This is a genomic window from Lujinxingia vulgaris (genome assembly GCF_007997005.1).
In the GTDB taxonomy this organism is placed as follows: Bacteria; Myxococcota_A; Bradymonadia; order Bradymonadales; family Bradymonadaceae; genus Lujinxingia.
Map to the genome: position 1 here is coordinate 48208 of NZ_VOSL01000020.1, position 25303 is coordinate 73510.

The 25303-nt window shown below is 64.6% G+C and carries 26 protein-coding genes and 1 pseudogene; 13 read left to right on the forward strand and 14 right to left on the reverse strand.

Annotation, left to right across the window (positions count from 1 at the left end):
- The 3 genes from FRC96_RS04430 to FRC96_RS04440 are packed head-to-tail and all read left to right on the forward strand — an operon-like array spanning position 1 to position 2794.
- Positions 1-912 (forward strand): acetaldehyde dehydrogenase (acetylating), encoded by a 912-nt coding sequence (locus tag FRC96_RS04430; RefSeq protein ID WP_146973167.1) that lies wholly within the window; start codon positions 1-3, stop codon positions 910-912.
- 31 nt (positions 913-943) lie between these two features.
- Positions 944-1969, forward strand: a complete 1026-nt coding sequence (gene dmpG / locus FRC96_RS04435; protein ID WP_146973170.1) for a 4-hydroxy-2-oxovalerate aldolase — start codon at positions 944-946, stop codon at positions 1967-1969.
- A gap of 36 nt (positions 1970-2005) precedes the next feature.
- Positions 2006-2794, forward strand: coding sequence for a 2-keto-4-pentenoate hydratase (locus FRC96_RS04440; RefSeq protein ID WP_230469871.1), 789 nt, complete (start codon positions 2006-2008; stop codon positions 2792-2794).
- An 87-nt stretch (positions 2795-2881) separates the two neighbouring features.
- Here the strand turns inward: FRC96_RS04440 and FRC96_RS04445 are convergent, their stop codons facing one another.
- On the reverse strand, positions 2882-3502 hold the full coding sequence (locus FRC96_RS04445) for a pentapeptide repeat-containing protein (protein ID WP_146973173.1): 621 nt from the start codon (positions 3500-3502) through the stop codon (positions 2882-2884).
- A gap of 178 nt (positions 3503-3680) precedes the next feature.
- On the opposite strand from FRC96_RS04445, the gene FRC96_RS04450 reads away from it, so the two are divergent.
- The 3 genes from FRC96_RS04450 to FRC96_RS04460 are packed head-to-tail and all read left to right on the forward strand — an operon-like array spanning position 3681 to position 6993.
- On the forward strand, positions 3681-4610 hold the full coding sequence (locus FRC96_RS04450) for a phosphatidate cytidylyltransferase (protein WP_146973175.1): 930 nt from the start codon (positions 3681-3683) through the stop codon (positions 4608-4610).
- 9 nt (positions 4611-4619) lie between these two features.
- The gene (locus FRC96_RS04455) at positions 4620-5681 is read left to right on the forward strand and encodes a fatty acid desaturase family protein (RefSeq protein ID WP_146973178.1); all 1062 of its coding nucleotides are present in this window, start codon (positions 4620-4622) and stop codon (positions 5679-5681) included.
- Positions 5674-6993: an MFS transporter gene (locus tag FRC96_RS04460; RefSeq protein WP_230469872.1), complete on the forward strand. Its 1320-nt coding sequence runs from the start codon at positions 5674-5676 to the stop codon at positions 6991-6993. Before FRC96_RS04455 ends, FRC96_RS04460 begins: the two co-directional genes overlap by 8 nt.
- Here the strand turns inward: FRC96_RS04460 and FRC96_RS04465 are convergent.
- The 3 genes from FRC96_RS04465 to FRC96_RS04475 all read right to left on the reverse strand — a co-directional run bounded on the left by FRC96_RS04465 (position 6990) and on the right by FRC96_RS04475 (position 9281).
- Positions 6990-7706, reverse strand: coding sequence for a transglutaminase-like domain-containing protein (locus FRC96_RS04465; RefSeq protein ID WP_146973183.1), 717 nt, complete (start codon positions 7704-7706; stop codon positions 6990-6992). The two genes, FRC96_RS04460 and FRC96_RS04465, sit on opposite strands and share 4 nt — an antisense overlap.
- 69 nt (positions 7707-7775) lie before the next feature.
- Positions 7776-8510 (reverse strand): helix-turn-helix domain-containing protein, encoded by a 735-nt coding sequence (locus FRC96_RS04470; protein ID WP_146973186.1) that lies wholly within the window; start codon positions 8508-8510, stop codon positions 7776-7778.
- A 417-nt stretch (positions 8511-8927) separates the two neighbouring features.
- The gene (locus FRC96_RS04475; RefSeq protein WP_146973188.1) at positions 8928-9281 is read right to left on the reverse strand and encodes a DUF4175 domain-containing protein; all 354 of its coding nucleotides are present in this window, start codon (positions 9279-9281) and stop codon (positions 8928-8930) included.
- Between the two features lie 136 nt (positions 9282-9417).
- On the opposite strand from FRC96_RS04475, the gene FRC96_RS04480 reads away from it, so the two are divergent.
- Complete coding sequence (locus tag FRC96_RS04480) at positions 9418-9882, forward strand: GyrI-like domain-containing protein (RefSeq protein ID WP_146973191.1); 465 nt, start codon at positions 9418-9420, stop codon at positions 9880-9882.
- A 57-nt stretch (positions 9883-9939) separates the two neighbouring features.
- Here the strand turns inward: FRC96_RS04480 and FRC96_RS04485 are convergent, their stop codons facing one another.
- Positions 9940-10857: an AraC family transcriptional regulator gene (locus tag FRC96_RS04485; RefSeq protein WP_230469873.1), complete on the reverse strand. Its 918-nt coding sequence runs from the start codon at positions 10855-10857 to the stop codon at positions 9940-9942.
- A gap of 454 nt (positions 10858-11311) precedes the next feature.
- Positions 11312-12874: an L-lactate permease gene (locus FRC96_RS04490; RefSeq protein ID WP_146973197.1), complete on the reverse strand. Its 1563-nt coding sequence runs from the start codon at positions 12872-12874 to the stop codon at positions 11312-11314.
- Positions 12875-13108: 234 nt separating this feature from the next.
- Here FRC96_RS04490 and FRC96_RS04495 point away from each other — a divergent pair, with 234 nt between their 5' ends.
- Positions 13109-13891 carry a hypothetical protein gene (locus tag FRC96_RS04495; RefSeq protein WP_146973199.1) on the forward strand — a complete coding sequence of 261 codons (783 nt, stop codon included), beginning with the start codon at positions 13109-13111 and terminating at the stop codon, positions 13889-13891.
- An 83-nt stretch (positions 13892-13974) separates the two neighbouring features.
- Here FRC96_RS04495 and FRC96_RS04500 read toward each other — a convergent pair whose 3' ends face one another.
- From FRC96_RS04500 to FRC96_RS21805, 5 genes are all read right to left on the reverse strand, one after another.
- Positions 13975-15726 (reverse strand): hypothetical protein, encoded by a 1752-nt coding sequence (locus tag FRC96_RS04500; protein WP_146973202.1) that lies wholly within the window; start codon positions 15724-15726, stop codon positions 13975-13977.
- Positions 15727-15796: 70 nt separating this feature from the next.
- Positions 15797-17551, reverse strand: a complete 1755-nt coding sequence (locus tag FRC96_RS04505; RefSeq protein WP_146973204.1) for a hypothetical protein — start codon at positions 17549-17551, stop codon at positions 15797-15799.
- Between the two features lie 105 nt (positions 17552-17656).
- Positions 17657-18133 (reverse strand): RES family NAD+ phosphorylase, encoded by a 477-nt coding sequence (locus FRC96_RS04510; protein ID WP_230469874.1) that lies wholly within the window; start codon positions 18131-18133, stop codon positions 17657-17659.
- A complete protein-coding gene (parS, locus tag FRC96_RS04515; RefSeq protein WP_146973206.1) occupies positions 18133-18549 on the reverse strand; it encodes a type II RES/Xre toxin-antitoxin system antitoxin in 417 nt (138 codons plus the stop codon). The genes FRC96_RS04510 and parS overlap by 1 nt, the downstream gene beginning before the upstream one ends.
- Entirely contained in the window at positions 18503-19264 is a 762-nt protein-coding gene (locus FRC96_RS21805; RefSeq protein ID WP_230469875.1) for a hypothetical protein, read from the reverse strand. The genes parS and FRC96_RS21805 overlap by 47 nt, the downstream gene beginning before the upstream one ends.
- 57 nt (positions 19265-19321) lie before the next feature.
- Here FRC96_RS21805 and FRC96_RS04525 point away from each other — a divergent pair, with 57 nt between their 5' ends.
- A complete protein-coding gene (locus FRC96_RS04525; RefSeq protein ID WP_230469876.1) occupies positions 19322-19633 on the forward strand; it encodes a four helix bundle protein in 312 nt (103 codons plus the stop codon).
- A gap of 285 nt (positions 19634-19918) precedes the next feature.
- Here the strand turns inward: FRC96_RS04525 and FRC96_RS04535 are convergent, their stop codons facing one another.
- Positions 19919-20344 carry a M23 family metallopeptidase gene (locus FRC96_RS04535; protein WP_230469877.1) on the reverse strand — a complete coding sequence of 142 codons (426 nt, stop codon included), beginning with the start codon at positions 20342-20344 and terminating at the stop codon, positions 19919-19921.
- 266 nt (positions 20345-20610) lie between these two features.
- Here FRC96_RS04535 and FRC96_RS04540 point away from each other — a divergent pair, with 266 nt between their 5' ends.
- Positions 20611-21000, forward strand: coding sequence for a VOC family protein (locus tag FRC96_RS04540; RefSeq protein WP_146973213.1), 390 nt, complete (start codon positions 20611-20613; stop codon positions 20998-21000).
- A 1-nt stretch (position 21001) separates the two neighbouring features.
- Here FRC96_RS04540 and FRC96_RS04545 read toward each other — a convergent pair whose 3' ends face one another.
- Together FRC96_RS04545 and FRC96_RS04550 are read right to left on the reverse strand one after the other, a co-directional pair.
- Positions 21002-21700 carry a helix-turn-helix domain-containing protein gene (locus FRC96_RS04545; RefSeq protein ID WP_146973216.1) on the reverse strand — a complete coding sequence of 233 codons (699 nt, stop codon included), beginning with the start codon at positions 21698-21700 and terminating at the stop codon, positions 21002-21004.
- 19 nt (positions 21701-21719) lie between these two features.
- On the reverse strand, positions 21720-22661 hold the full coding sequence (locus FRC96_RS04550) for a peptidoglycan DD-metalloendopeptidase family protein (protein ID WP_230469878.1): 942 nt from the start codon (positions 22659-22661) through the stop codon (positions 21720-21722).
- Positions 22662-23108: 447 nt separating this feature from the next.
- On the opposite strand from FRC96_RS04550, the gene FRC96_RS04555 reads away from it, so the two are divergent.
- From FRC96_RS04555 to FRC96_RS04565, 3 genes and pseudogenes are all read left to right on the forward strand, one after another.
- Complete coding sequence (locus FRC96_RS04555; protein ID WP_146973222.1) at positions 23109-23420, forward strand: hypothetical protein; 312 nt, start codon at positions 23109-23111, stop codon at positions 23418-23420.
- A 215-nt stretch (positions 23421-23635) separates the two neighbouring features.
- Positions 23636-24130: pseudogene (locus FRC96_RS04560) on the forward strand (methylated-DNA--[protein]-cysteine S-methyltransferase); the annotation flags it as partial.
- Positions 24131-24505: 375 nt separating this feature from the next.
- Positions 24506-25090, forward strand: a complete 585-nt coding sequence (locus tag FRC96_RS04565) for a hypothetical protein (protein ID WP_146973227.1) — start codon at positions 24506-24508, stop codon at positions 25088-25090.
- Positions 25091-25303 lie beyond the last annotated feature (213 nt).

Genomic DNA, 25303 nt, shown 5'->3' on the forward strand with positions numbered 1-25303 from the left:
ATGAGCAAAGTGAAGGTGGCGATTCTGGGTTCGGGCAATATCGGCACGGACCTGATGATGAAGTTGCAGCGCTCCGAGGTGCTGGAGCTGGCGATGCTCGTGGGCATCGACGAGGCCTCGGAGGGTTTGAAGCGCGCGCGTGCGCTGGGCGTAGCGACGACGCATCGGGGGATTGAGGGGTTGATGGAGGACGCGTGCTTCAGCGATGTGCAGCTGGTCTTTGATGCCACCAGCGCCTATGCGCACGCAAAGCACGCCGAGCTCTTGCAGGGCGCCGGTAAGCGGGTGGTGGATATGACGCCGGCGGCGCTGGGGCCTTATGTGGTGCCGGTGTGCAACCTCCAGGAACACCGCGAGGCGCCGAACGTGAACATGGTGACCTGCGGGGGCCAGGCGACGATCCCGGTGGTGTGGGCGGTGAGTCAGGTCGCAAAGGTCGCCTACGCCGAGATTGTGGCGGCGATTGCCAGCCGCTCGGCCGGGCCGGGCACGCGCGCCAACATCGATGAGTTTACGGTGACCACCTCGCGGGCGATCGAGGAGGTGGGAGGGGCGGCCAGGGGCAAGGCGATCATCATTTTGAACCCGGCCGAGCCCCCCTTGATCATGCGCGATACCGTCCACGTCTTCTCGGAGCTCGCCGACACCGAGGCCATTCGCAGCTCTGTGGAAAAGGTTGTGGAAAGGGTCGCCGAGTATGTGCCGGGCTATCGCCTGGTGCGCGCGCCGATCTTTGAGCTCTTCGATGAGGTCAACCCGCTGCGGGTGCCGGGGGAGGCGCCGAAGACCGGCGTGCGCACCACGGTGCTTCTGGAGGTGGAGGGAGCGGGCGACTTTCTGCCCGCCTACGCCGGGAACCTCGACATCATGACCGCTGCCGCGTTGAAGATGGGCGAGCTGCTCGTCAGCTAAACACCTTCGCGAACAGGCCTGGAGACTCGTTATGACGACTTCGACTTCGTCGAAAAAGATCCTTGTGAACGACTGCACCCTTCGCGATGGGATGCACGCGCTGGGCCACCAGTACTCGGTGGCGCAGATGGTGGCGATCGCCAGAAAACTCGATGAGGCGAAGGTCGACATCGTGGAGGTGAGTCACGGCGACGGGTTGCAGGGGAACTCGTTTAACTACGGGTTCTCGGCGCACACAGAACGCGCGTACATCGAGGCGGTGCGCGCGGAGCTCAAGCACGCGAAGTTGGCAGCGCTTTTGTTGCCGGGGATTGGCACCCGCGCCGACATCGATGAGGCCAAAGCGATGGGGGTGGACACCATCCGCGTGGCGACGCATTGCACCGAGGCCGATGTGGCGCGCCAGCATATCGAGCACGGGCGCAAGCTGGGGCTCGATACGGTGGGGTTTTTGATGATGGCGCATATGACGCCGACCGCCGAGTTGGTGCGCCAGGCGAAACAGATGGAGAGCTACGGGGCGCATTGTGTCTATGTGACGGATTCGGCCGGCGCGCTCCTGATGGACGAGACCCGCGAGAAGGTCGGGGCGTTGCGCGAGGCGCTCGACTGCCAGGTGGGCTTTCATAACCACAACAACCTGGGGCTGGGCGTGGCCAACACCATCGTGGCGATTGAGGCTGGCGCTGACCGGGTGGATGGCTCGGTGGCGGGCATGGGCGCCGGCGCGGGCAACTGCCCGCTGGAGGTCTTGATCGCGGTGTGCGAGCGCATGGGCATCGAGACGGGGCTTGAGCTTTATCCGCTGATCGACTGCGCCGACAAGATCGTGCGCCCCTTGCAGCGGCGGCCGGTGCAGACCGACGGCAACGCGCTGATGCTGGGGTATGCCGGGGTGTATTCGTCCTTTTTGCTGCATACCGAGCGGGCCGCGGAGCGCTTCGGCGTCGACCCGCGCGATATCCTGGTGGAGCTGGGCCGGCGCGGGATGGTCGGCGGTCAGGAAGATATGATTCTGGACGTGGCGCTTCAGTTGAAGTCACGTTCCTCCGAGTAGTCGCATTGCCCTTTTTTCCACGACGAGGAAGACGTTATGGCGCTTAGTGAAGAGACGATTCAGAGCCTGGCCGCAAAGGTCGATGAAGCCGCCCGCACCACGACCCCGCTGGTGATGCTGACCGCGGAGATTCCCGAGCTGACGCTCGACGAAGCGTACACGATCCAGCGCGCCTCGATGGCGCGGCGCTTTGAGCGCGGCGAGTCGCTGGTGGGTATGAAGATGGGGCTGACCAGCCGGGCGAAGATGGAGCAGATGGGGGTGCACGAACCCATCTACGGACACCTCACAAGCGCGATGACGCTCGCCGACGGAGCGACGATCGCGCACGGCGACTACTGCCACCCGCGGGTGGAGCCGGAGATCGCGTTCATTATGGGCGAAGACCTCAGCGGGACGCCGACGCCCCAGGAAGCGCTGCGGGCGGTGAGTGGGGTGTGCGGCGCGCTGGAGATCATCGATAGCCGTTATAAGGACTTCAAGTTCACGTTGATCGACGTGGTGGCCGACAACGCCTCGTCGACGGGCTATGTGCTGGGGACGAAGCTCGCCCACCCGGCGACCCTGGAGCTGGGAAACCTGGGGATGGTGATGAGCGTGAACGGTCAGGTGGTGGAGACGGGCTCGTCGGCGGCGATTCTGGAGCATCCGGCGCGCTCGCTGGCCGCGCTTGTGAAGATGCTCAACGCGCGTGGCGAGGGGCTGAAGAAGGGGCAGGTGGTGCTGGCGGGAGGGGCGACCAAAGCGGTGGCGCTCAACCCCGGCGACCAGGTGACCCTGGAGGTTGAGGGGTTGGGGAGGGTGGAGCTGGGTGTGGCGGGGTGAGTTCGCAATAGAAAAGACAAGAAGCCCGCAGCTCTTACGCGCTGCGGGCTTTTTTGTGGGGCGGAGATAGGAGGTGAAGGAGGCGTGTTATTCGCTCAAGCAATCGCCGACGTCGCCGCTTCGCACCGAGCCATCGACGCAGGTGACCTGGCGCAGGGTGACGTTGGTGAGGGTGATGCCTTCGGTGCGGGCGCCCTCGAAGGAGGTGTGGCTGAGGAGGGTGTTGGTGAAGTGGGCCTTTCGAAGATCAGCACCGGAGAAGGCGCTTCCGGCGATGGCGCCCTCGTTGATGCGCATGCCGCGCAGGTCGTGGTCGGGGAGCGCGAGGGAGGACCAGACCCGGCCCAGGGTGAGGCCGCGGGCTAAGTCGTCAACGTTGATAAAGGCGTCGGGGCCGATGAGGGGGGAGGTGGAGCCTTCGGCGATGAGGCCGTTGCGCGCCAGGAAGTGGTTCATGGTCTGAGCGACGGGGGAGACCATGGCCGGGTAGAGGTCGATCCAGTCGCCGTCTTTGAAGGCGACGAAGGAGGAGGCGGGCAGCGTGGTGATGGCGTCGGGCGCGCGGCCCTCAAGCATGGCGAAGTCGTGGTCGGTGTCGAGGGGGAGGTCGTCGGGGAGCTCCATCAGGGAGAGCACCGCGTTCATGGTCGGGGTGCTCGGGCAGGTCGACATATGCTGGAAGACGACGAAGGGTTCGCCGCTGGCCATCAGCGCTCAGCAGGGCGTGTGCTGCCGGTAGCGCCGCATCACAGGGAGCTGGCTCGCCGGTGTTCGCTACGTATCGTGCGCTTCCTGGTTGTTGCGAAGCGTTGAGTGAGAGGTGGGGGCGTGTTAGGGAAGGCGCATAATCATGTCCATCGTGAACCTCCTCGGGTAGCGCAGTCTTATGAGCACGCATCTCCTCCATGTTGTCTGGGCGATCGGTGCCTTCATGGCGTTTGGAACGACGGCGGTCAGTGTGATTGTGCGCACCGATCCGGCGCGCCACCGCGACCTGTGGGCGCGTACGCTCTCGTGGTTTCCGGTGTGCATCTTTTTGATCGGAACACTTTTTCTGGGACGCGCGCTCTTTACCGTAGGCTTTGTCTGGGTGAGCGCCCATGCGCTATTTGAGCTCTTTCGCGCCTCGCCGCGTCCCTTCTCCCGTCGTGTGACGGCGACGAGCTACGCGTTGATAGGGTTGAGCGCGGCGCTGCTCTTTGCCGAGCAGTGGTTGGCGGCGATGCTGGTGCTTCCGATCGCCGCGCTCACGCTTCTGCCGCTCTGTCTGGTGTGGAGCGAGGGCGTCGGGGAGTTCGGCGCCAGGTTTAGGCGACTTCTGCTCTGGGTGATGCTGGGGGCGTGGTCGCTCTTTGCCCTTCCGACGCTGGCCTGGCTCCCGATCGACGTGGGTGCGCATGGTTGGCAGGGGCTGGTGCTCTTTCTTGTGGTGACAACCCAGATCAGCGATCTGATGCAGTACGTCGTCGGCAAGATCGCGGGTCGCCGGTCGCTCGCACCGCGCATCAGTCCGGGTAAGACCTGGGAGGGGGCGATTGGCGGCAGTGTGATCGCCGTGGCGCTGGGCACCCTGCTCGGCGCGCATATCACCCCCTTTGGGGCGACGCAGGGGTTCGCACTATCGGTCGCCTTTTGCGTGCTGGGCGTGCTGGGCGACCTTGCGGTCTCGGGCATCAAGCGGAGCCTGGGCATCAAAGACCTGGGCGCGCTCTTGCCCGGGTTCGGCGGTCTGCTCGATCGGGTTGATAGCCTGGTGTTCGCCGCGCCTCTTTTTCTTTTCTTTGTGCTCGTGACCCGACTTACGCCGGGCGGATAAGGTCTTTGTATGACGCAGACGAGCGATACGCCTGAAGCGGTCCGCACCTTTCTCGACGCCGAGCAGAGCCGCGCGGTTCTGCTGGCCTCGCGGCCCTTTACCGAGGCGCGCGACGCGGTGGCGGCCTGGCAGATCGGCAGCACGCTCGTGCTTTTTTTGCTGATGCTGGGCTTTGCCTCCTGGATGGGGCCGACGCCATACCTGCTCTTGCTCGCGCCTTTCGGGGCGGGGTTTTTTATGCGGATCTTTGTGTTTCAGCATGACCTGGGTCATCGAAGTGCGTTTAGCTCCGCGCGTGTGAACGACGTGTTGGGCACGTTGCTCTCATTGATCACGAGCATTCCTTTTGAGCCGTGGCGAACCGAGCACCACTGGCATCACAACCACCAGGGACGACTGAGCAAACGGGGCGTCGACAACATGAATTCGCCGATGACGCTCGATGAGATCCCCGAGCGGCCGGCGGAGGCGCGTTATCGCATCAAAAAGGTGCGGCCTCTGAATATCTTTTTGCTCGGGGCGCATAGTCTGCTGATCGAGAGGCGTTTTCCGCAGGGGTTTTTCCCTTTTCGCGAGAGTTTTAAAGATGCTGTGCATAATCGCGAGGCGATGCTGCGCGCGATTGCCTGGACGCTTCCGGCCCACCTGGCCTTGCACGCGCTTGTGGTGCTCACGCTGGGATGGTGGGTGAGCGTGCTGGTGCTGGTGCCCTCGCTGGTGCTGGGGGCTGGCACCGGTGGGGTGCTCTTCTGGATTCAGCATAACTTTGAGCATACGTACTATGCCGAAGACGAAGAGTGGCATAAGGCCAACACCGCGGTGTATGGCTCCAGTTATTTGAAGTTGGGAGGCGTGCTGCGCTGGTTTACAGCGGATATCGGGTTGCATCATGTGCATCATCTCAACCCGCGCATTCCCAACTACAATCTGGAGCGGGCGCGGCGAGCGATTCCGGAGCTGGCGGCGGTGGAGCCGCTGAGCGATGAGGATCTGCGGCGCTCATTTACGCATCTCTTCTGGGACCGCGATGCCCGGCGCATGCGCCCGGCGCAGGGGAAGCTCGATGGCTGATGCGCGCTCCTGGCAGCGCTTTTTATGGCTCTGGGCTGCGGAGATGCTCTCGATCACGGGCACTGGGCTGACGGCCTTTGCGCTGGGGGCCTGGGTGTACGCCGAGACCGGCCGCGCCACCGATTTTGCGATGCTCTCGGTGGCGGCGACCTTGCCGGGAATTCTGCTTTTGCCGCTCGGGGGCGTGCTGGCCGACGTGCTGCCGCGAAAGGCGGTGATGACCTGGTGCAATGGGGTGGCCGGCGTGTGCGCGGCGTGGCTGGCGTGGCTGGTTTATTCAGACTCGCTCACCCTTATCGCCATCTATCTCTTGTTGGCGATCAGCGCGCTGTGTCGGGCGCTGCAGTGGGTCACCTTTACCGCCACGATGACGCAGATGGTGCCCGCACACCATCTGGGACGCTCCAGCGCGATGATCTACGCCGGGGAGGCGGGCCAGCATCTGCTGGCGCCGGCGCTCGCTGCGCTCGCGCTGCCTTTCATCGGGTATGCGGGCGTGATCGGCCTCGACCTGACGACCTTTCTCTTCGCGGTGATCGTCATCGCGGCGGTGCCGATTCCCGCCACACCTCCCGGGGACTGGCGCCGAGCGGGGGAGGTGCTCTCCTCGTTGCGCGCGGTCGTGAGCGAGGGCTGGGGCTTTATTCGCGAGCGCCCGGGCCTTCTCTATCTGCAGATCTTCTTCGCGCTGAGCCAGTTTCTGGGCGGGTTTTTGCCCATTCTCACGCTGCCGGCGCTGGTGGAGCTTACGGGCTCGGAGCAGGTGACGGGGCTGACGATGGCGGCCGCCGGCACGGGGCTTGTGTTGGGCATGGTGTGGCTCGTCGCGCGGCCGCGCATGTCGGGGCGCGTGTGGGCGACGGTCTTTTGCGATATGGCGGCCAGCGCCGCGCTTCTTGCGCTGGCGTTTGGGGCGACGCGTTTTGGCGCGCCGTGGTTTGCGGCGGCGGGCTGCGCGTTTCTCTTCTTTCACGCGTTGGAGAGCGGCATCTCCCAGGATCTCTGGCAGCGTAAGGTGCCGGGGCGGCTCCAGGGGCGTGTGTTTGCGATTCGACGCACCATCGCCTGGTCGCTCGTCCCGCTCTGCTACGTGCTGGCCGGACCGCTCGTCGATGACTGGCTGGCCCCGGCGATGGCCGAAGGCGCGCCCCTCGGCCAGATCTTCGGGCCGCTGCTGGGCTACGAAAGCCTGGGGGCGATGCTGCTCTTGATGGGGGCGGCCGCCGCGCTACGCCTTTTCGTGCTGGCACCGGCGGCGTTGTTGACGCGGCCCTTGATGCGCATCGAAGAGGAGTTGGTTGACCACGTTTAACGAGCCGCGGACCTGCGGATGCCTTCGACCCGGGCGTTCATCATGTGGCGAAAGAGGGTCGCGTAGAGCACGCGGCGAATGCCTTTGAGGTTGGTCCCGCGCTCGGCGTAGAGCTCGTCGGGGTGGGTGTAGACGCCAAAGTCTTCGGCGATGCCCTCGCGCTGGATGTAGGTAGGTCGGCCCTGCCATTCGACCTCCGGCGCTTGAAGATCTGGAGTGGCGGCGCCGTAGCCGCAGAAGGCGCCCTGGTGGGAGGCAAAGCGCTGCTGGAGCGCGCGCAGGTAGGTGTCGTCGAGAATAAAACCTTCCAGGGGAAGCCATTCGTCTTGATAAAACACCTCCACCCAGCTGTGGAGAATGCGTTGGCTGGCGAGCGGATACATCCACTCGGGGATGGCGCCCCGTTGAAGATCTTTATCGATGGTGAAGCCGTGAAAGCGACACGGAATCCCCAGCGCGCGCATCAGCGCGAGGAGGAGATTGCCCTTGGTGTTGCACTGGCCGTAGCCCTGGGCGAGCACGTCGCTGGCTGGGAGATCGTCAGAGCGGTTGTAGCCAAAGGCGATCTCGTCTTTGACAAAGGTGTAGGCCGCGCCGATGCGCTCGTAGGTGGTGAGCGCGTGCCAGCCGCGCTCCTGCACAAGGGCCTGGATGTTTGCGGCGTCGTAGTCGGCGATGGCGGTGCGTTCAAGAAAGGATGGGGCGGTGCTCATATCGTGCCTCCAGGGTGGGGGTTCGGGTCTATCGACCGTGGAAGCAAGACCTTAGGACGCGGCGAGACCTTAGAATTGAAGAAACTGGCTAGAGTTGACGATGTCGGAGGGGGAAAATCCAAAAAGGTCGAGACACTGGCGAGAGAGGTGGGCGGAGTCGGCGTAGCCCGCGGCGTGGGCGGCTTCTGTCAGCGAGGCGCCCTTGCTGGCGAGTGTGATCGCGACCAGCGCGCGCCGCCAGATGAGGTAGGAGCGCCAGGGAGTGCCGACATGTTGGGAGAAAAGGTGCAGAAAGCGGCTTTTGGAGAGATGCACCCGCGAGAGCGCCCCGTCGAGCGAGACGGCGCTCCAGTTGGCGTCGTTTTCCAGGGTGTCGAGCCAGCTCAACACGTCACTGACCCGCGGATCGATGGCCTCCCCAACCTCAGGTTCCGAATCGCCGGCCAGCTCACGACGAAGGAGCGAGGTGGCGTCCAGGGTCAGCGGAGTTGTCGTTGGCGGAGCGGTGGCCACGCGGGTCTCTGAGAGCCAGCGCGCTCGGAGGCGGCGCGCTCTGGGGCTCTCTTGCTGAATCAGACACATAAGGCCGGCCGGTAGCTCCAGGGTGTGGGGCACTCGCCCCTCGATAAGCAGGGTTGGCGCCTGCCACATCGTACCTCCGGAGCTCAGCCGGGCCGGGGCCTGCTCGGTGGCCCAGACCACTTGCATGGCGTGGTGGCTATGTTCGCGGTTGTCGGTGACGCGTCCGGCGATCCAAATCTCATCGCCCTGACGCATCACGTGCAGGTCGGTCGCTGGGGTCATACGATGGGTCCTATTCGAGGGAGGGAGGGGGAGGTCGCGAGAGCCGCTCGGGGGCGACCGGGGGCACTCTCGGCGCGCCTGGATCGGGGGGCCGCGTGCTTGCGAGCTCTCCGGGGTAGCATCGAGGAGGCGTCTGAAGGCTCTGGAGCCTTAACATCGCGATTTGATGAGGAGCCCCCGGGGCTTTCGAGCCTTCGCGGCGTTCATGGATGAGGCGAGGTAAGGCTTTGGAGCCTTAACATCGAGATCCGATGAGGAGCTTAAGGGCTTTGGAGCCTTAACATCGAGATCCGATGAGGAGCTTAAGGGCTTTCGAGCCTTTCTGGCGATCATCGAGTCGCGTTTGAAGGGCTCTAGAGCACTTTTCTGCTCATACATCTTGAAAGGGCGTTCAGTGGTCGGGGGTAAGCAGGGCCATCAGCGGTTTCCAAAGCGTCGGTAGAGCGCTTCCAGGGCGATGAGCAGCGCGAGCTTGATGGCCGCCGCCAGGAGGAAGCCGGGGTGCGCGAGCTCAAAAGGGCCGTGGCTGGCCAGCGCGGTGAAGAAATCGATGCTTATGATGACCGCCCCCAGCAGCCAGCTCAGCCAGAGCACGCCTGACAAGCTCCAGCGGTGGCGAGCGACGTACCCGAGCGCCGCGATGAGCAGCACGACCCCAAAACCCGGGATGAGGTAGACGTGCGCCAGATCGCACATGTCGCTCGCAAAGGCCAGCGAGGGGGTCAGCGTCAGGGCGATAAGGGCGATCCAGGGCCAGGGGAAAGAACGCATGGGAGCTCGCTCCAGGGAGGTCAGCAAAATCGCGGCGAAGATAGCACGCGCTATCAAACGCGAGCCTGAGATGCCGGTTAGGGTGTGCAACGTCGCCAGCTGAGAGCGACACCTACCCTTAACAAAAGGAACGCCCATGACCCTTGAATTTCATCGAAAAGAAGAGCCTGCCCGTACCTTGATCGGACTCCCCATCCGCAGCAGTCACGCCACGGCCTGGGAGGATATCCCGGCGTTCTGGCAGAAGGTGATGGAGGGACAGTTGCTCGCGGAGCTCGGTGAAACGGGCACGATCTACGCCGTGTACACTGATTATGAGGGGGACTGGCAGGCCCCCTACACCATGCTCCTCGCCGTGGAATGCGACGCGGAGCGCGAGGTGCCCGAGGGCATGCGCCGCGTGCAGGTCCCGGCGCAAACCTGGGCCAGCGCCACCTTGCCCGACGGCTCCCCAGAGACGGTCTGGGCGAGCTGGACCGAGGTCTGGGAGCGCTGGGAGGAGCGCGAGCGGCGCACCTACGAGGTCGATCTGGAGATCTACCGCTTTGGCCAGGCAGGACCGCAGGTGGAGCTGCAGATCGGCCTGGAGGAGGGCTCTTAAGACCTCGCAGCTTCGGGGGCCCGGGCAAGGGAAAGAGGGGGCCCCGAGGGTGTCGGCTTAAAGGTGGGCGGAGGCGGGTTGGAGGCGCGCCCAGACTTCGGTCAAAAGGTCTTCGGGTGGGGTGTGCGCCGGATGGTTGAGGTAGCGTTCGAGTAGAGGCTCGGCGCTGGCCTCGTAGCCGCTATTCGGAAGCCACTGGCCAATGAGGCGCAGGTAGGTCTTAAAGAGGGTCTCGTAAGGCCCGCGGTGCACCACCACAGCAAAGGTTCCCCCCGGCAGCTCCGAGGCGACAAGCTCGCCATCACCCACCCAGTCGCCGGGATGCACCACGCAGGCATCGGAGCGCAGCTTCTGTGCCGCCGTGATCTCCGGATCGTCGTGGTAGGCTCCGAGGAGCTCGATCGACTCGGGGTCGGCCCCTCGCTCCAGGGCCCAGTCCAGCAGCCGGTTAAAGGCCGGTCCGATCTCCAGGTAGGGCCCCCAATGGCGTAGCATGATCACCGGGGTGGCCGGCCGGTGGCGGAGCTGCACATCGAGGGGCGCCTGGGGAAGGGTCGGTCGGTGCTCGGCCGCCAGACGGCGGTCGTAGTTCGGGGGGAGGGTCTCTCGGAGCTGGGAGGGGGTGAGATCGAAGTGGGACTTGAACGCGCGCGTGAAGGCTTCGTGGGAGCCGTAACCGGCGTCGAGCGCGATGCGCAGCAACGTGCGCTCGCTGCGACGCACCTCGATGGCCGCGCGCTCCAGCCGAAGCCGGCGCAGATGTTCCGCAACCGACTCGCCGAACATGCCCCGAAACACCCGGTGGAAGTGGTGTTTGGACATCATCGCGACCTTTGCGAGCACCTCCGGGGAGAGGTCCTCGTCGAGGTGTTCGGTGATGTAGGCCTGCAAGCTGGCCATGCGGGTGAGGTAATCCTCGGTGGTGGTGTGACGCAGGCCGGGGATGCGCTGCGGGGTGGTGAATTCGGAGGTCATGGGAGAGCCGGGGAGGGAGGGAAGCGGAGTGTGTCGAGGGGAGGAGGGGAAGGCGCCTCGGTCGCCGAGGCAGTCTCTTACATCGTCGCTGCACGCCAAACCATCGATGCAGGTGAGGTGGCGGAAGGGAGAATGAGAGGTCGGCGCGTGGAGTAGCGGATCCTGGTAGCGAGAACGCCAGGTCGGCGCGTGGAGTAGCGGATCCTGGTAGCAAGAACGCCAGGTCGACGCGTGGAGTTGTGGATCTTGCTGGCGAGAATGGCAGGTCGACGCGTGGAGTTGTGGATCTTGCTGGCGAGAATGGCAGGTCGACGCGTGGAGTTGTGGATCTCGCTGGCGAGAAGTGCACTTAAGGTGGCCAAAGCGCACTTCTTGCTGGCAAGAATTGCACATTGGAATGTGATGTTAGGGGAGGTTGGGGGGATTCTGACGCGGGGGAGGGAGAGGGCGGAGGTTAGCCGGCGAGTAGTTTGACGAGGAGTCCGGCGACGAGTAGCGCGATGGCGGCGGGGAGGAGGGTGCGTTTGAGGACGTCGGCTTCGTCGCCGGAGATGCCGACGGTGGCGCAGCCGGCGATGATGCTGTGGGGGGCGATGGTGTTGCCGATGGCGGCGCCGGCGCCTTGAGCGCCGATGAGGCGAAGGGGGTTGAGGCCGAGGTGATTGGCGGTGGTGGTCTGGAAGTCGGTAAAGAGGATGTTGGAGGCGGTGGCGGAGCCGGTGACGAAGGTGCCCAGTGCGCCGATGAGAGGGGCGAAGAGGGGCCAGGCGGAGCCGGTGTGGGCGGCGGCTTCGGCCAGGGCGTCGACCATGTGGGTGTGTACCATGAGCCGAGAGATGCTCAGCATGGCGAGTAGGGCGAGTGAGATGGGGAGGAGCATGCGCAGAGCGGTGGTGGTGGCGCGGGCAGTGTCACGCAGGGACACGGCCTGGTGGCGAGCGGCGGCGAGGAACGCGAGTAGGAGGATGGTGCCGGGGTGAAAGAGGGGTTCGACGCGGCCCTGGAAGTGGTCGAGGTAGTGCCAGGAGAGGTCGAGGGAGCGCAGCCACGTGTTGAGGGGAGTGACCTGGCGGGTGAGCAGGACCAGGGCGATGACGATCAGGTAGGGGGATGCGGCCTTCCACAGGGGCATGGTGGTCGGGGAGGGGGCGACAGTGTCGGGGGTGGGTTCAGAGGGGTCAGGGGTGTTGGGGCGCAGGTATTTGATGGCGAGGATGAAGAGGGATGCGCCGACCACGGCGCCGCCCAGGGTGGGGAGTTCCGGGCCGACATAGCGAGCGAGGAGCGCCATGGGGAGAAGAAAGGCGATGGCGGCGAGTGCGTACCAGCCGAGCGCGGAGGGGCGACGGGGTGGTGGTGAGGGGAGTTTGTGGGCGCATTGATGGACGCGCCAGAGCATCAGTGCCAGGAGCAGGGCGCCTGTCCAGGTGCTGATCTCGGAGGTGGCCCGGCCGACCTCGAGGGCGGAGAAGGAGGTGCTGGCGAGCTGAGCCATGACGGGGGTGCCCAGGGCGCCGAAGGAGACGCCGACGGCGTAGCCGATGAGGGTGATTGCGACGGCGTGTGCGGCGGAGAAGCCGAAGGCGACGAGAAAGGGGGCAGCGAGTGCGGCGGGTGTGCCGAAGCCGGCGGCGCCTTCGAGGAAGAGGGCGAAGAACCAGGCGATGAGGATGGCCATCTGGCGAGGGTCGTCGGTGAGGCGGCCGAGGTGTGTGCGCAGGGTGTCGATGGCTCCGGAGTGGAGTTGGAGGCGGTGGATGCACAATGCGCCGAAGATGATCCAGAGGATGGAGGCGGCGGTGAAGGAGGCCTCGGCCAGCGCGCCAGCCAGGCCGGCGGCCAGGGGGGCGCCGAGGTGGGAGAGGGAGGGGAAACCGAAGTGGAGGAGGGTGAGTGCCAGGGTGAGGAGCAGCCCGAAGGCGCCGGCGGTGGCCGCCGAGCGCTTAAAGAGGAGCATCGCGACCAGGATCAGGGCGATGGGCGATGCTGCCAGGAGTGCTTCGAGCCACCAGGTCATGGGGAGGGGGGCCGGGGCAGGGGGGCGTTGAGAGAGGGGGTGATGGTAGCGCGATCTACGGCGGGCTCAACCTTCGTGCGGGAATGACGCCGTGAGCAGATGGTCTTGCGGGTTTATCGGGTTCTTGCTAACCCACCGCAATCCTAATCTGCTCGTCGATGAAGTGGCTGCGCGTGGGTGCGCGGCACGTATGCCATGAGCGCAACCGACTTAATTGGAAAGGAGATGTTTGCTATGACGATTCACACACACAAGAGCACGATCCTGGCCCTGTTGCTGATCACCTCCATGGCGTTTTTTGCCGTGGCCTGTGGAGAGAGCGCCGACACCAACGACGATGCGGATGTGGTTTCAGAAGCGAGCTTCTCGCTGGAGTTGGATGAGGCCGGCAGCACGCTCAGCGTGGATGAGGGGCAGGCTGTGGAGGTGGCGTTTACGGTGGAGAACACCGGCGATGCGGACGGCACGGCGACGGTGACGCTGACGCTTGGGGAGTTCACCGACACGGCGGAGATCGCGGTGGCGGCCGGGAGCGCCGAAGGTGGCAGCTTCACCTGGACGACTGCCGAAGGCGATGCCGGCACTTACAGCGCGGAGGTCGTTCTGGGTGAGACGACGGTCACCGCCGATGTGGTGGTTGCGGGAGCTCCGATCATCGACGAGGACGGTTCGTTCTTCGAGATGAGCATTGATACCGAGGCGAGCACGCTGACTGTGGTTGAGGGCGAGTCGCTGGAGGTTGTGGTTCTGGGAACGAATACGGGGACGACCGAGGGCATTATCGAGCTCACCGGGCAGATCACGATGGAAGGTGGCGGGGTTGCCGCGCTGCAGCTGCAGGCGCAGGGTGGGGATGCCGATACGCCGGTGGCGCCGGGGCAGGGGATTCGGATTGAGGCGACGCTGCCCACGGGTCCGGGAGAGCAGGAGCTGTCGGCGGGGACGCATAGCCTGGAGATTTCGTCGCAGAATGATTCGGTGACGACCGAGGTCGTGGTCACCGCCCCGGCGGAGTAAAGCCTGGACGGCACGTATTGAAGGAGAAGTCAGCAGCCCCGCTTGAATCAAGCGGGGCTGCTGTCGTTTTGCCTCAGGGCGATTTAGCGGATGTCATCTTCGGCGTACATGATGATGACGCGGTAGAGGTGCCAGGGATCGTCGGGGTGTCGGTAGGGGGCGGCGATGACGGCGGCGCGCAGGAGGCGAGCGTTGACGAGCTCATCGGGGACGTGGAAGTCGTCGAGGTCGCGGGCGGTCAGGGTCCAGTAGCGCACGCCGGTCTGGAGGTTGTTGACCATGGCGTTGACGACGCGGTCGGTGGCGCGGGCGGGAGTGACCTGACCCCGGGCGATGGCACCGGAGAGGATGACGGCGGCGCGCTGGTAGTCGCCGGAGTCGTAGACGGGGCGGTTGCCGACGGCGTCGCGGGCGGAGTTGATGGTGTTGAGGGCGCGGGCGACGAGCTCATCTTCGGAGAGGTCGGGGACGCGGTTGTAGCCGCCGATGAGCAGGCTTGTGGAGCCCTCGTTTTGAACGGCGGCCAGGGCGATGTGGCTGAGGTTGGGGTCGAAGAGCATATCGCGGGCGGTGGGGCTTGTGAGGATAAGGGCCATGACCTTGGCGGGGTTCTCGGCGCGGTAGTGACGGATGGTGAAGTCACCGTAGAGGATGGGTTCGCCGATATCCCAGCCTGCGGTGACGGCGCCCTGGTAGAGTTCGGATGCGGCGGCGTCCTTGTCGTGAATGGCCTGGAGCAGGTGAGGAAAGACTTTGCTGATGGTGCGGGACTGGGCTTCGGAGCGTTCGACGGGTTGCATGCCGGAGAGGGTGCGGATGCGGTTGAGCTGGGTGGCGATGCGGGAGAAGGCGTCGGAGGCGTCGCGTACGTCGGGGACGGCGACCGTGGCGCTGACGTAACGAGGGTCGTCGAGGTCGGTGACAAAGAGGGCCATGGTGCCAATGTCAGACCAGGGCTGGTCGCTCAGGGAGAGGGAGAACTCGACGTAGGCGCGGCCTCGGGGTTCGGTGGGGGAGTCGTCGCCGCAGTGGAAGCGGAAGTCGGGGTAGCGTACGGACTGGTCGCGTTCGCATCGGCGGGCGTCGAGGTTGCCGACGGTGATGTAGGCGCGGACGTAGTCATAGCGTTCGTCGAGGACGCGGCCCTCCAGGGTGCCCTGCTCGTCGAAGGTGATGGGGCGCGGTGTGACGGTCATGGTGCGTCGGCCGGCGCTCATGACGATGACGACGTTTTGGCCGATGCGTTCGACGTGCATGCCGAAGTCGACGAGGCCGGTGTATCGGTTGCGGCTTTCGTCGATGAAGGTGTTGATTTTGTCCGCAGCCAGCGCTTCGACCTGGTCGAGGGGCGTGTTGGCGTTGAGGTAGGAAAGTCGCGCGAAGTGGTCGGGACCGATCCAGCCGCAGCGCGCGCCGATGTAGGTGTCGAGCTCATTGTCGGGCCAGCGTTGTTGCGCGACGTAGTAGTGGGCGTTCTGGCGCGCGACGCAGTGGCTGGCCTCGGAGCGGGCGGTGTTGTCGAGGCTGTCGACCTTTTGGGCAAAGGCCTGCTCCCAGACTTCGAGGTTCTGGCGGGGGACGTGGCCGAGGGTGTCGGGCAGCGGGGCGACCAGGTTCCAGCGTTCGGCGGGCTGGGGGCCGACGAGCTCTTCGAGGGAGATGGACGGGGCGGGCGCCGTCACGATCTCCTGGATCTTCTCTCGGGAGGGAAGGTCCAGTGAGGGGGCCTCGCCCAGGGTGCTGCTGGGTTTGTTTGTGGCGCAGGCGGCTGCCAGGAGGAGGGCGAGGAGGAGCGCCTGGGGGCGCGGCGAGGGAAGAGCGGCGGGGAACTTCATAACGAACGTCCAGTACTACAGCGCGTGAGAGCGATGCGCTCGTCGGGCCTGACGAGCGCGTCGCGGGGGATCAGCGGATGTCGCCTTTGGCGTACATGATGACGACCCGGTAGATGCTCCAGGGGTCGTCGGGGTGCTGGTAGGGGGCGGCGAAGACGGTGGCGCGCAGAGCGCGGGCGGTGATGAGTTCCTCGGGGATGGTGAAATCGTCGAGGTTGTCGGTGGGGAGGGTCCAGTAGCGGACTTCGGTTTCGAGGTTTCGTGCCATGGCGTTGACGATGCGGTCGGTGGCTTCGGCCGGGGTGCCTTTGCCCTGGGCGACGGCGCCGGAGAGGAGGGTGGCGGCCTGCTGGTAGTTGCCGGAGTCGACGACGGGGCGGTTGCCGGCGGCCTCGCGGGCGGAGTTGAGGGTGTTGAGGGCGCGGGCGACGAGCTGTTCGCCAGTGAGGCCGGGGACGCGTTTGTAGCCGGTGAGCAGGAGGCTTGTGGCGCCCTCTTGCTGGGAGGAGGCCATGGCGATGTGGCTTAAGTCGGCGTCGAAGAGCATGTGGCGAGCCGAGGGGCTGGTCAGCAGGGTGGCCATGGTGCGGACGGGGTCGTTGTGCGCGGTGACGCGCATGGTGAAGTCGCCGGAGAGGATAGGCGAGTCGATGTCCCAGCCAGCGATGGCGGCGAGGGTTAAGAGGGAGAAGAGGCTCTCATCGTCGTCGCTCTGTGCGGCGAGCATGTGGGGGAGGAGGTCGTTGAGGGTTTTGGACTGGGGTTGGGAGAAGGCGACCGGGGTGAGTTTGGCGCGCTCGCGGAAAGCGTTGATTTGTGCCGCGAGTCGCTCGGTGGGGGAGGAGCCCTCGGAGGTGGCGGGGACGGAGGCGGTGGCGCTGACGTAGCGCAGCTCGTCCGGGTCGCTCACCAAAAGGGTGGTGCCGCCGAGCTCGGAGAAGAGCTGGTCGCGCACGTCGAGGGAGAACTCCACGTAGGCGCGGCCCTGGGGCTCGGTCTGGGAGTCGCCGCCGCAGTGGAAGCGGAAATTGGGGAAACGCGCGGCCGGGTCGCGCTCGCAGGCGCGGGCGCCCAGGGGGCCGTCACCGATGTAGGCCTGGACAAGGTTGTAGCGGGGGTTCTCGACGCGACCTTCGATGGTGCCGCGCTCGTCAAAGGTGATGGGGCGGGGCTTGAGGGTGACGGTGCGTTCGCCGGCGACCAGGGTGGCGATGGTGGCGTCGCCGATGCGCTCGACGTTGAAGGCGGCGTCCATCGGGCCGTCGATGGCTTTGCGGGAGCTCTCCAGGAAGCTGGCGATGTGGTCGGTGAACTGCGCGGCGATCTGATCGAGGGAGCGGTTGTCGGTGACGCGCAGGGCGGTGGAGGCGAAGTTGCCGCCAATCCAGCCGCAGCGGGCGGCGATGAAGGTCTTGAGCTCCTGGTCGGGCCAGCGATCGTTGGCGGCGTAGTAGTGGCCGTACTGGCGGGCGACGCAGGCGGAGGCTTCGGAGCGGACGGTGTTGTCGGTGTCGTTGACGAGCTCGGCGAAGCCCTGCTCCCAGCTTTTGGAGGAGGTGAGGGGGGCGTGGCCGATGGTGGTGGGAAGCGGTGCGACGAGCTCCCAGCGTTCGACGGCGATGGGGCCGGCGATCTCAGAGATGTCGACGTCGGGCGCGGGTGCTGAGGCCAGCTCACGGACCTTGTTGGCGTCGGGGAGATCGAGGGCGGCGGTCTGGCCGCTGGCGCGCTGGTTGGTGGTGGAGGCGCAGGCGCCGAGCAGGGTGGCGAGGCAGACAAGGGTGGCGGTGCGTCCGACCGAGGTCGGGCGTAAGGTAGAGAACATCGTTCCTCCCGGGGTGGGGCGTTGGGTTGTCAAGGTTTGTCGCGAATGCGGCAGACCTTATCACCCGGGGAGGGGATTACAAGTGGAGGGTGAACTCGGGGGGGCTCAGCTGGATGGCGAGCTCAAGAGGCGGGGATCGAAGGCGTAAGGCTCAGGCGGGTGGAAGGTGAGGCGAGCGAGGTCGGGGTGAGCCGGGTTGAGGAGAAGGTTGAACTCCGAGGGGATGATCACTGAGGGCACGCGCAACACCGCGCTCTCGCGACGTAAGACCCACTCAGAGCCCATGGTTTTGAGGGCGCGCAACCCGTCGACGCGTCGCCAGCCTTCGGGCAGCTCGTCGGGGAGGATGGTGCGGATGGGGAGGTCGTCGGGGATGTCGACGCGGATGGCCACGCGGCCGCTCAAGGGGATGCCGGCCGAGACGTGCACGAGCTGCTCAAGTGTGGCCAGCGCGAGGCTCTCGGAGGTGTAGGCGACCGCCGAGCCGCGGTGGTTCCAGCGGCCGCCGAAGCGCCGGGCGCCTTCGCCGTCAAAGGCGGTGGCGGCCCATTTCTGATCGGTGAGGCGAAAGGCGCGCATCATCAGCTGTAGACTCCGAACTCAATACGGCCGAGGAGCTCGGCCACTTTTTCGGCGCCGGCGTCGGTTTTCAGGAGGTGAAGAGGGGGGCGGCCGCCCAGCGCGGCGTTCTCGCATTTGAGCCAGCGGGCGGCGGCGTCGCGCTCGCCGAAGACCTCGATGGCGCGGCGGGTGATACGGGCGACGCGGTAGAGCTGGTCGGAGAGCTGGGAGGAGAGGTGATGTTTTTTGGCTTTGAGGTTCCGGATGAGCGTCTGGCGGCTTACGCCGAGGGCGGAGGCCATCTCGACCTGGGAGAGCTCAAGGAAGTTCTGGAGGGCCTCGATGGTGCGGTAGTGAAAGCCCTGGAGGATGTGGGCCTCCATGGTCTCATCAGGCTCGACGTTGAGGATGTCTTCGATGAGGGGGGCGGTGGACATCGAGGGCCTCCGGGAGTTGGGGGAAAGGGGGAGGGGGGGGTGTAACAGGTGATGGTGAGAATACACACAGATGTAACAGGGGGGAAGGGGAGGGGTATTTCTTGGGGAGCTGGTGCTTGGGCTGGATCTCGAACTCGATCTCGGGCTCGATCTCGATCTCGGGCTCGAACTCGATCTCGGGCTCGAACTCGATCTCGGGCTCGATCTCGATCTCGGGCTCGAACTCGATCTCGGGCTCGAACTCGATCTCGGGCTCGAACTCGATCTCGGGCTCGAACTCGATCTCGGGCTCGATCTCGATCTCGGGCTCGAACTCGATCTCGGGCTCGATCTCGATCTCGGGCTCGAACTCGATCTCGGGCTCGACCTCGATCTCGGGCTCGATCTCGGGCTCGATCTCGGGCTCGATCTCGGGCTCGAACTCGATCTCGGGCTGGATCTCGATCTCGGGCTCGATCTCGATCTCGGGCTCGATCTCGATCTCGAACTCGAACTGGATCTCGAACTCGGGCTGGATCTCGATCTCGATCTCGATCTCGAACTCGGGCTGGATCTCGATCTCGAACTCGGGCTGGATCTCGATCTCGGGCTCGATCTCGGGCTCGATCTCGGGCTGGTGGTCGGACTTGGGGGGTGAGTTTGGGCGCAGAGAGAGAAAAGTTGGGGGGGTAAGACGAAAGTTATGGGGAAAGTTCTCGATAACAGAGTGGGGCAAACCAGTGCGGTCTTCGACCGCGCTATTGAACTCGTTCACTTTCTGCGGAGGGTTGGCATGCATAATTTCCATCATGAACGGCTGGACTGCTATCAGGTTGCGAGAGAAGTCGTCGACTGGCTGAGCAACGAGAAGTTTCCTTCGGGGCGCTCGCACCTGAGAGATCAAACACTTCGCGCATCGGAGTCTCTCCTCCTGAACATTGCGGAGGGGGCTTCGCACTCTGGAAAGTCGCGCACTCACCACTTCCGTATCGCCCTCGGATCTGCCGCCGAACTCTGTGCCTGCCTCGATCTCCTGCCGTTCAAAGACAAAGCCGATCACCAGAACAAACTCCGCCGCGTCGGCGCGATGCTCAGCAAACTTTAAATGCCCCCGAGCCTGAGACCCAGATCCAGATCCAGATTTAGATTGAGCCCGAGCCCGAGCCCGAGATCGAGTCCGAGATCGAGCCCGAGATCGAGATCGAGTTCGAGATCCAAATCGAGCCCGAGATCGAGATCGAGCCCGAGATCGAGTCCGAGATCGAGATCGAGCCCGAGCCCGAGATCGAGATCGAGATCGAGATCGCGCCCGAGCCCGAGCCCGAGCTCGAGCCCGAGGAGTGGGGGACTGTTGGTGGGTCATGCAGGGTCGACCCAACCTCGGCCTGATCTAGCGGGTCTGAACGCGATCGTTCCGCTTCAAAAAACGGCTGCCAAAGGTCATGGGCATGCCTTTGCCCTCGAAGGCCAGCGTGTCGTGGTCGGTGACGCGGCCTTCGACAGCGTGGATGTGGAGGTGGGGCTCGGTGGTGTTGCCGGTGTTGCCGACCTCGGCGATGGGTTGGCCGGCGGTGACGGTGTCGCCGACGTCGACGACGAGCGAGTTCTGGCGCAGGTGGGCGAGGAGGATGGTGAGGTCGTGGCAGTGGAGGGTGATGTAGTTGCCCGGGAGGTTGTCAGGGTCCATCTCCATCGGCTTCTGGTCGGGCAGATCGCTGCGCGTTGCGAGGACTTCACCCTCGCAGGGGGCGAGCACGGGGGTGCCGTAGATGGCGTAGGCGTTGAGGTCGGGGGGCAGGAGGCCTCGGGTGCGCACGTATAACGAGGGCTCTACAGCCGAGCGCACCTTGTGTGGTGCCCGGGCCTTCGATCGGGGGCGGTCGCGGTAGCGCTCGCGACGAACGTTCATAGTGCGAATAGAGCGACGGTATGTTTGGCAGGCGGGAGGCGTCAACGCGTAAGAGGGCGCATTGGGAAAAAAGATAGAGCGTCGTGGCGAATCTGGCCGATTTATTCAATACCGTTGGTGGGGATCGGCGCGTAGGATGTGCGCTCCATTTACCTGAAACGCGAGAGGCCGAGATGTTGGGACTTCGAACTGTTGTTTACCCGGTTGACGATCTGCAAAAAGCCAGAGCCTGGTATGTGAAGGGGTTTGGCGTAGAGCCCTACTTTGAGAACGAGCGTTATATTGGTTTTGATGTATGCGGCTATGAATTGGGATTGATGGCTGCATCCGGGGATCTCACCCCATCGTTGGGGGGCTCGGAGACGCTCTGGGGGGTGGGGGATATTCAGGCGGAGTTTGAGCGTCTGGTGGAGCTGGGGGCGCGGGCGCTGGTGGAGCCCTGGCATACGGGGGAGGGGATCTGGGTGGCGTCTTTGGCCGACCCCTTTGGCAACCGGCTGGGGCTTGTGGTTAACCCGCATTTTCGGCCGCCGGCGGTGCCGAGTCTGCACGAGCTTGCGTGAGCTAGAGCCCGCGCTCCGGCTCGCGGAGTCGGAGCGCGTAGGTGGGGGCCTGGGCGCGGATCTGGGCGGGGGTGGTACCGAACCAGCGGCGAACTTCGCGCTGCATGTGGGCCTGGTCGCTGAAGGCGCAGTCCAGGGCGATGTCCGCCAGGGGGAGTTCGGTGCGGGCGATCTGGCGCGCGCATCGGCGGATGCGCGAGATCTGGCGCCAGAAGGATGGCGAGGCGCCGGTGGCGCGGGTGATGTGGCGGCGGAGGGTGCGATCGGAGACGCCGAGTTGGCGGGGAAACGTCGCCGCGTTCTCGGTGCTGGAGAGTGCCGCGAGGTAGTCGAGAAAGACGGGGGGAGGGCTGGCGAGGTGAGCGGAGATAAGCTCGCGGAGCAGGGCTTCGGCCTCGTCGGGATGCTGGTGAATCTTATTGATGAGCGCGCGGCTGTCGGGGCCTTCGAGCAGCTTTGCGGCGTCGATGGCGCGGCCGTCGCGGGCGGTGGTGCCGGCGTAGAGGCGGAGTCCCAGCCAGTGGGTTCCGGGAGCGGTTTGAACCTCACGGGCGGTGGTATCGAGAGGGCTAAGGTGCAGGATCGGGGCGGCGTCTGGAGGGACGCGCAGGATCAGATCGCGGCAGCCATCAGGGAGCACCGGGGAGGGGTCGAGGCCCTGGAGGCCCGACCAGCACTCGGCGACTAGCGGAGCGGTCATAGAAGGATTCCGGGCGCATTTAGTTGGGTTGAACGCGATCGTTCCGCTTCAAAAACCGACCGCCAAAGGTCATGGGCATGCCTTTGCCCTCGAAGGCCAGCGTGTCGTGGTCGGTGACGCGGCCTTCGACCGCATGCATATGCAGGTGGGGTTCGGAGGTGTTGCCGGTGTTGCCGACCTCGGCGATGGGTTGGCCGGCGGTGACGGTGTCGCCGACGTCGACGACGAGCGAGTTCTGGCGCAGGTGGGCGAGGAGGATGGTGAGGTCGTGGCAGTGGAGGGTGATGTAGTTGCCCGGGAGATTGTCGGGGTCCATCTCCATCGGCTTCTGGTCGGGCAGATCGCTGCGCGTTGCGAGGACTTCGCCCTCGCAGGGGGCGAGCACGGGGGTGCCGTAGATGGCGTAGGCGTCGAGGTCGGGGGGCAGGAGGCCGCGGGCGCGCACGCCGAAGTCGTTGAGCTTCACGATGTCGAGGCCGTAGCGCTGGGCGGGGACAAGGAAGTGGTGATTGACCGCCTCGTTGCCGCCGCCGTGCATGACGAAGAAGTCGCCGGCAGGCAGAGGCCAGGTCAGCTCGGTGGCACGCATGTCGTGGGAGCCGGCCGAGACCAGGTAGGGGATGGATGTTAGAAAGTAGGCGGCGAGGAGCCCGACGAGAAGCGTTGCCAGCCATGATTTTGTTTTTGCAGGGGGGAGCCAGGGCAGCGTTGGCCAGTGGTGATAGAGAAAGTGTCCGATGGCGAGCCCAAAACTCACCAGAAAGACCCAGCGCCAGGTGAGGCCGAACCAGCTCCAGCCGGCCCCGGCGACGTGCATCGTAGCGAGGAAGGCCGCCGTGAGAATTGTCGCGAGAATCCAGTAGAGGCGCGAGGTGGTGCGGCTGAGTGCCACCCAGACGATCAACGCCGGGGGGAGAATGAGGTGGGAAAAGAGGGTGATCGCGATGAAGAATGTGGCCATAGGAGCCTCCATGCGTTCGGGACTGTCGGGGCTGTCGCAGCGTGCGCGTTTGATCGCGGCGTCGTAGCGCGCTTGCAAAGGGTCGGGCAGGCGGTCGTGTAGCACGAACGGAGGGGGCGGCCAATGAGATGGCCTGGTGGCGCGGCGTCCACGTCGATCGAAGACGTAAAGATTTGCCAGCGGAGGGTGACAAGTTTGCAGGTGTGTTGAGCTTCCCCTTCGTTCGGGCGATGAGCGCTCGATACCACAACGGATGAAATGGCATAGATGTGGAGTAGACGTATGATGCGATTTTTGATGGCGCTGGCCCTGTCGACCCTTGTTTTGAGTACCTCGTTTGCGGATGACGCCCACGCGCAACGTAACCCGGGGAGTTTCGGGATTGGCGTGGGCTCGACGTTGGTGTCGTCGGGTCTTTCCTTGAAAAGTTTTGGGGGAGCGACCTCGATGCAGTTCACGGCCGGGTGCTGGCGAAGCTGCGATGGGCTGGCGGCGTCTGCCGATCTGCTGGTGAACCTGCCGGCGCTTTTTAGCTCGGAGCTGCTCGCGCTGGCGTGGAATGTGGGGATTGGCGGGGCGATCGGTTCAGAGAACGATCAGTTCGGGACAGCGGTCTCACTGGTGGGTGGCATTGAGTTCAACTTCCAGGCGCTGCCGCTCGATGTGGTGCTGGAGTGGAGGCCGGGGCTGGGGGTGTTGCCGAGTCGGAATCTGGAGTTTGTGGAGTTCGGGGGCCATGTGCGGCTGTATCTCTGGTAAGCGTGCGTGTTTCGAACATGGCGAAGCGTCAGGAGAGCCGGGCTCGTGAGCGAGCGCGGCTCTTTTTTGCAGGAGAGCTGGGGGGGCATGCTTCGCGAGCAGGGTTTGGAGTGTGGCCGAGCCTGGGAGCCGTGTAGGTTGTAGGGGGCAATGAGGATGAGCCGGGAGAAGAGGTCATGTCAGACAAGAAATGGCGCGACGATGCGACGTTTCGCTCGATTCGTTTTGCCGTCGGGCAGTGCGCGCTGGGCGCGGTTCTGGTGGCAGCGAGCGGAGAGGGCGTGTGTGCGATTTCGCTGGGCGATGATGCCCGGGCGTTGGTGAATGAGCTGGAGCGCCAGTTCCCCAACGCGGAGCCGGTCGGCGAAGATCCTGACTTTGAGCGCCTTGTGGCGCGGGTTGTCGGGATGGTCGAGGCGCCGCAGCTGGGCTGCGATTTGCCCCTGGATATTCGGGGAACGGCGTTTCAGAGGCGGGTCTGGCAGGCGTTGCGGGCGGTGCCACCCGGCCAGCGGTTGACCTACGGGGAGCTGGCCCGGGCCATTGGCGAGCCCACAGCGGCGCGGGCGGTGGCCGGGGCGTGTGCGGCCAATAAAATCGCGGTGGCGATTCCGTGTCACCGGGTGGTTCGCAGCGATGGGAGCATCTCGGGGTACCGGTGGGGGGTGGAGCGAAAGCGTGAGTTGTTGGGGCGTGAAGGCGATTCTTGAGCCGGTGCGCGGCGAAAGGCGGATTAACGCGCGAGAAAGCATCGCCTGCGCTTTGCGCCTTGCCCGAGTCCACACGCTCCCTCACATCGGTCAACTTCAACATCTGCTGACGGCGCGTCCAAGGCAGGTTTTTGGCGTTCCGGCTGCGATTGCATGTTGAAGTGCGCTCACCGACCCGTTAACAAGGTGTTACGTACCCGGTGCCATGTCGTTCGGGGGACCTTTCTTAAGTCGGGCTGTGTCGAGCTCGTCCCATAGGACGTACCACGCGGGCAACCCGCGCCGACCCGTGGGTCGTGTCCGTGTATGAAATGGTTTAAAGCGCTACGTGGCCTCACGGCTCTATATTAATTTAATAGAAGTCCAGGAAAAGTCATGAAAGCATTCCATGTTTGTTTAAGTACGCTCGGCATGGCCACCTCGCTTGCCATTCCTGCGTTCGCGACGGCTCAGGAATCATCGGTCGGCTCCGAGAGCAATTTCGTCGAGGAGCAGCCCGTGCGTGATCCAGGGCATGCTCACGCCATCACGCTTTCGCCACTTCACCTTGCGGTTCCGCTTTTCGAAGTCACCTACGAGTATCGGGTGGTGGATCGGTTCGGCCTTGCGGCGATTTTTGGCCTCGGAAGTTCCGAGGGCGTGCTGGCTTTTGAGACTGGCGTGCAGGCTAATCTCTACATCGTGGGTGATTTTGACCACGGCATGCAACTGGGCGCAGAGCTCGTGTCGCTCTCTGCGAGTAGCAACGCCAACAACGTCAGCAGCACCGCCAGCGGCCTGAGCGCAGGGCCCTATCTGGGATATAAAGTCGCGGGGTCGTCCGGGCTGACCTTCATGGCTCAGGTCGGCTACCAGATCACGTCCGTCGCTGCCCAGGCATCAAGCGGGGGCTTCACCGCATCGGACAGCAGGAGTGGGAGCGGGGTACTACTCAATCTCAATCTGGGTTGGTCGTTCTGAGCGCAGCGATAAGGGGGGGGTTGCTTTTGAAGGCTCTCCGTCAAATGTTGAACGTCGGAGAGCTTTTTGCGTTTAGATAGCCCTGCGCTATTCCGGGGGGCGGGATTTACTCGCTCTCGTCCGCGCTTCGTTGGTCTGGGCGAGATAGCGTCAACGTAGTACCAGCTGGTATCGCGAGTCTGGGAGTGAGCTCAGTCCGGCATGAAGTAAAAA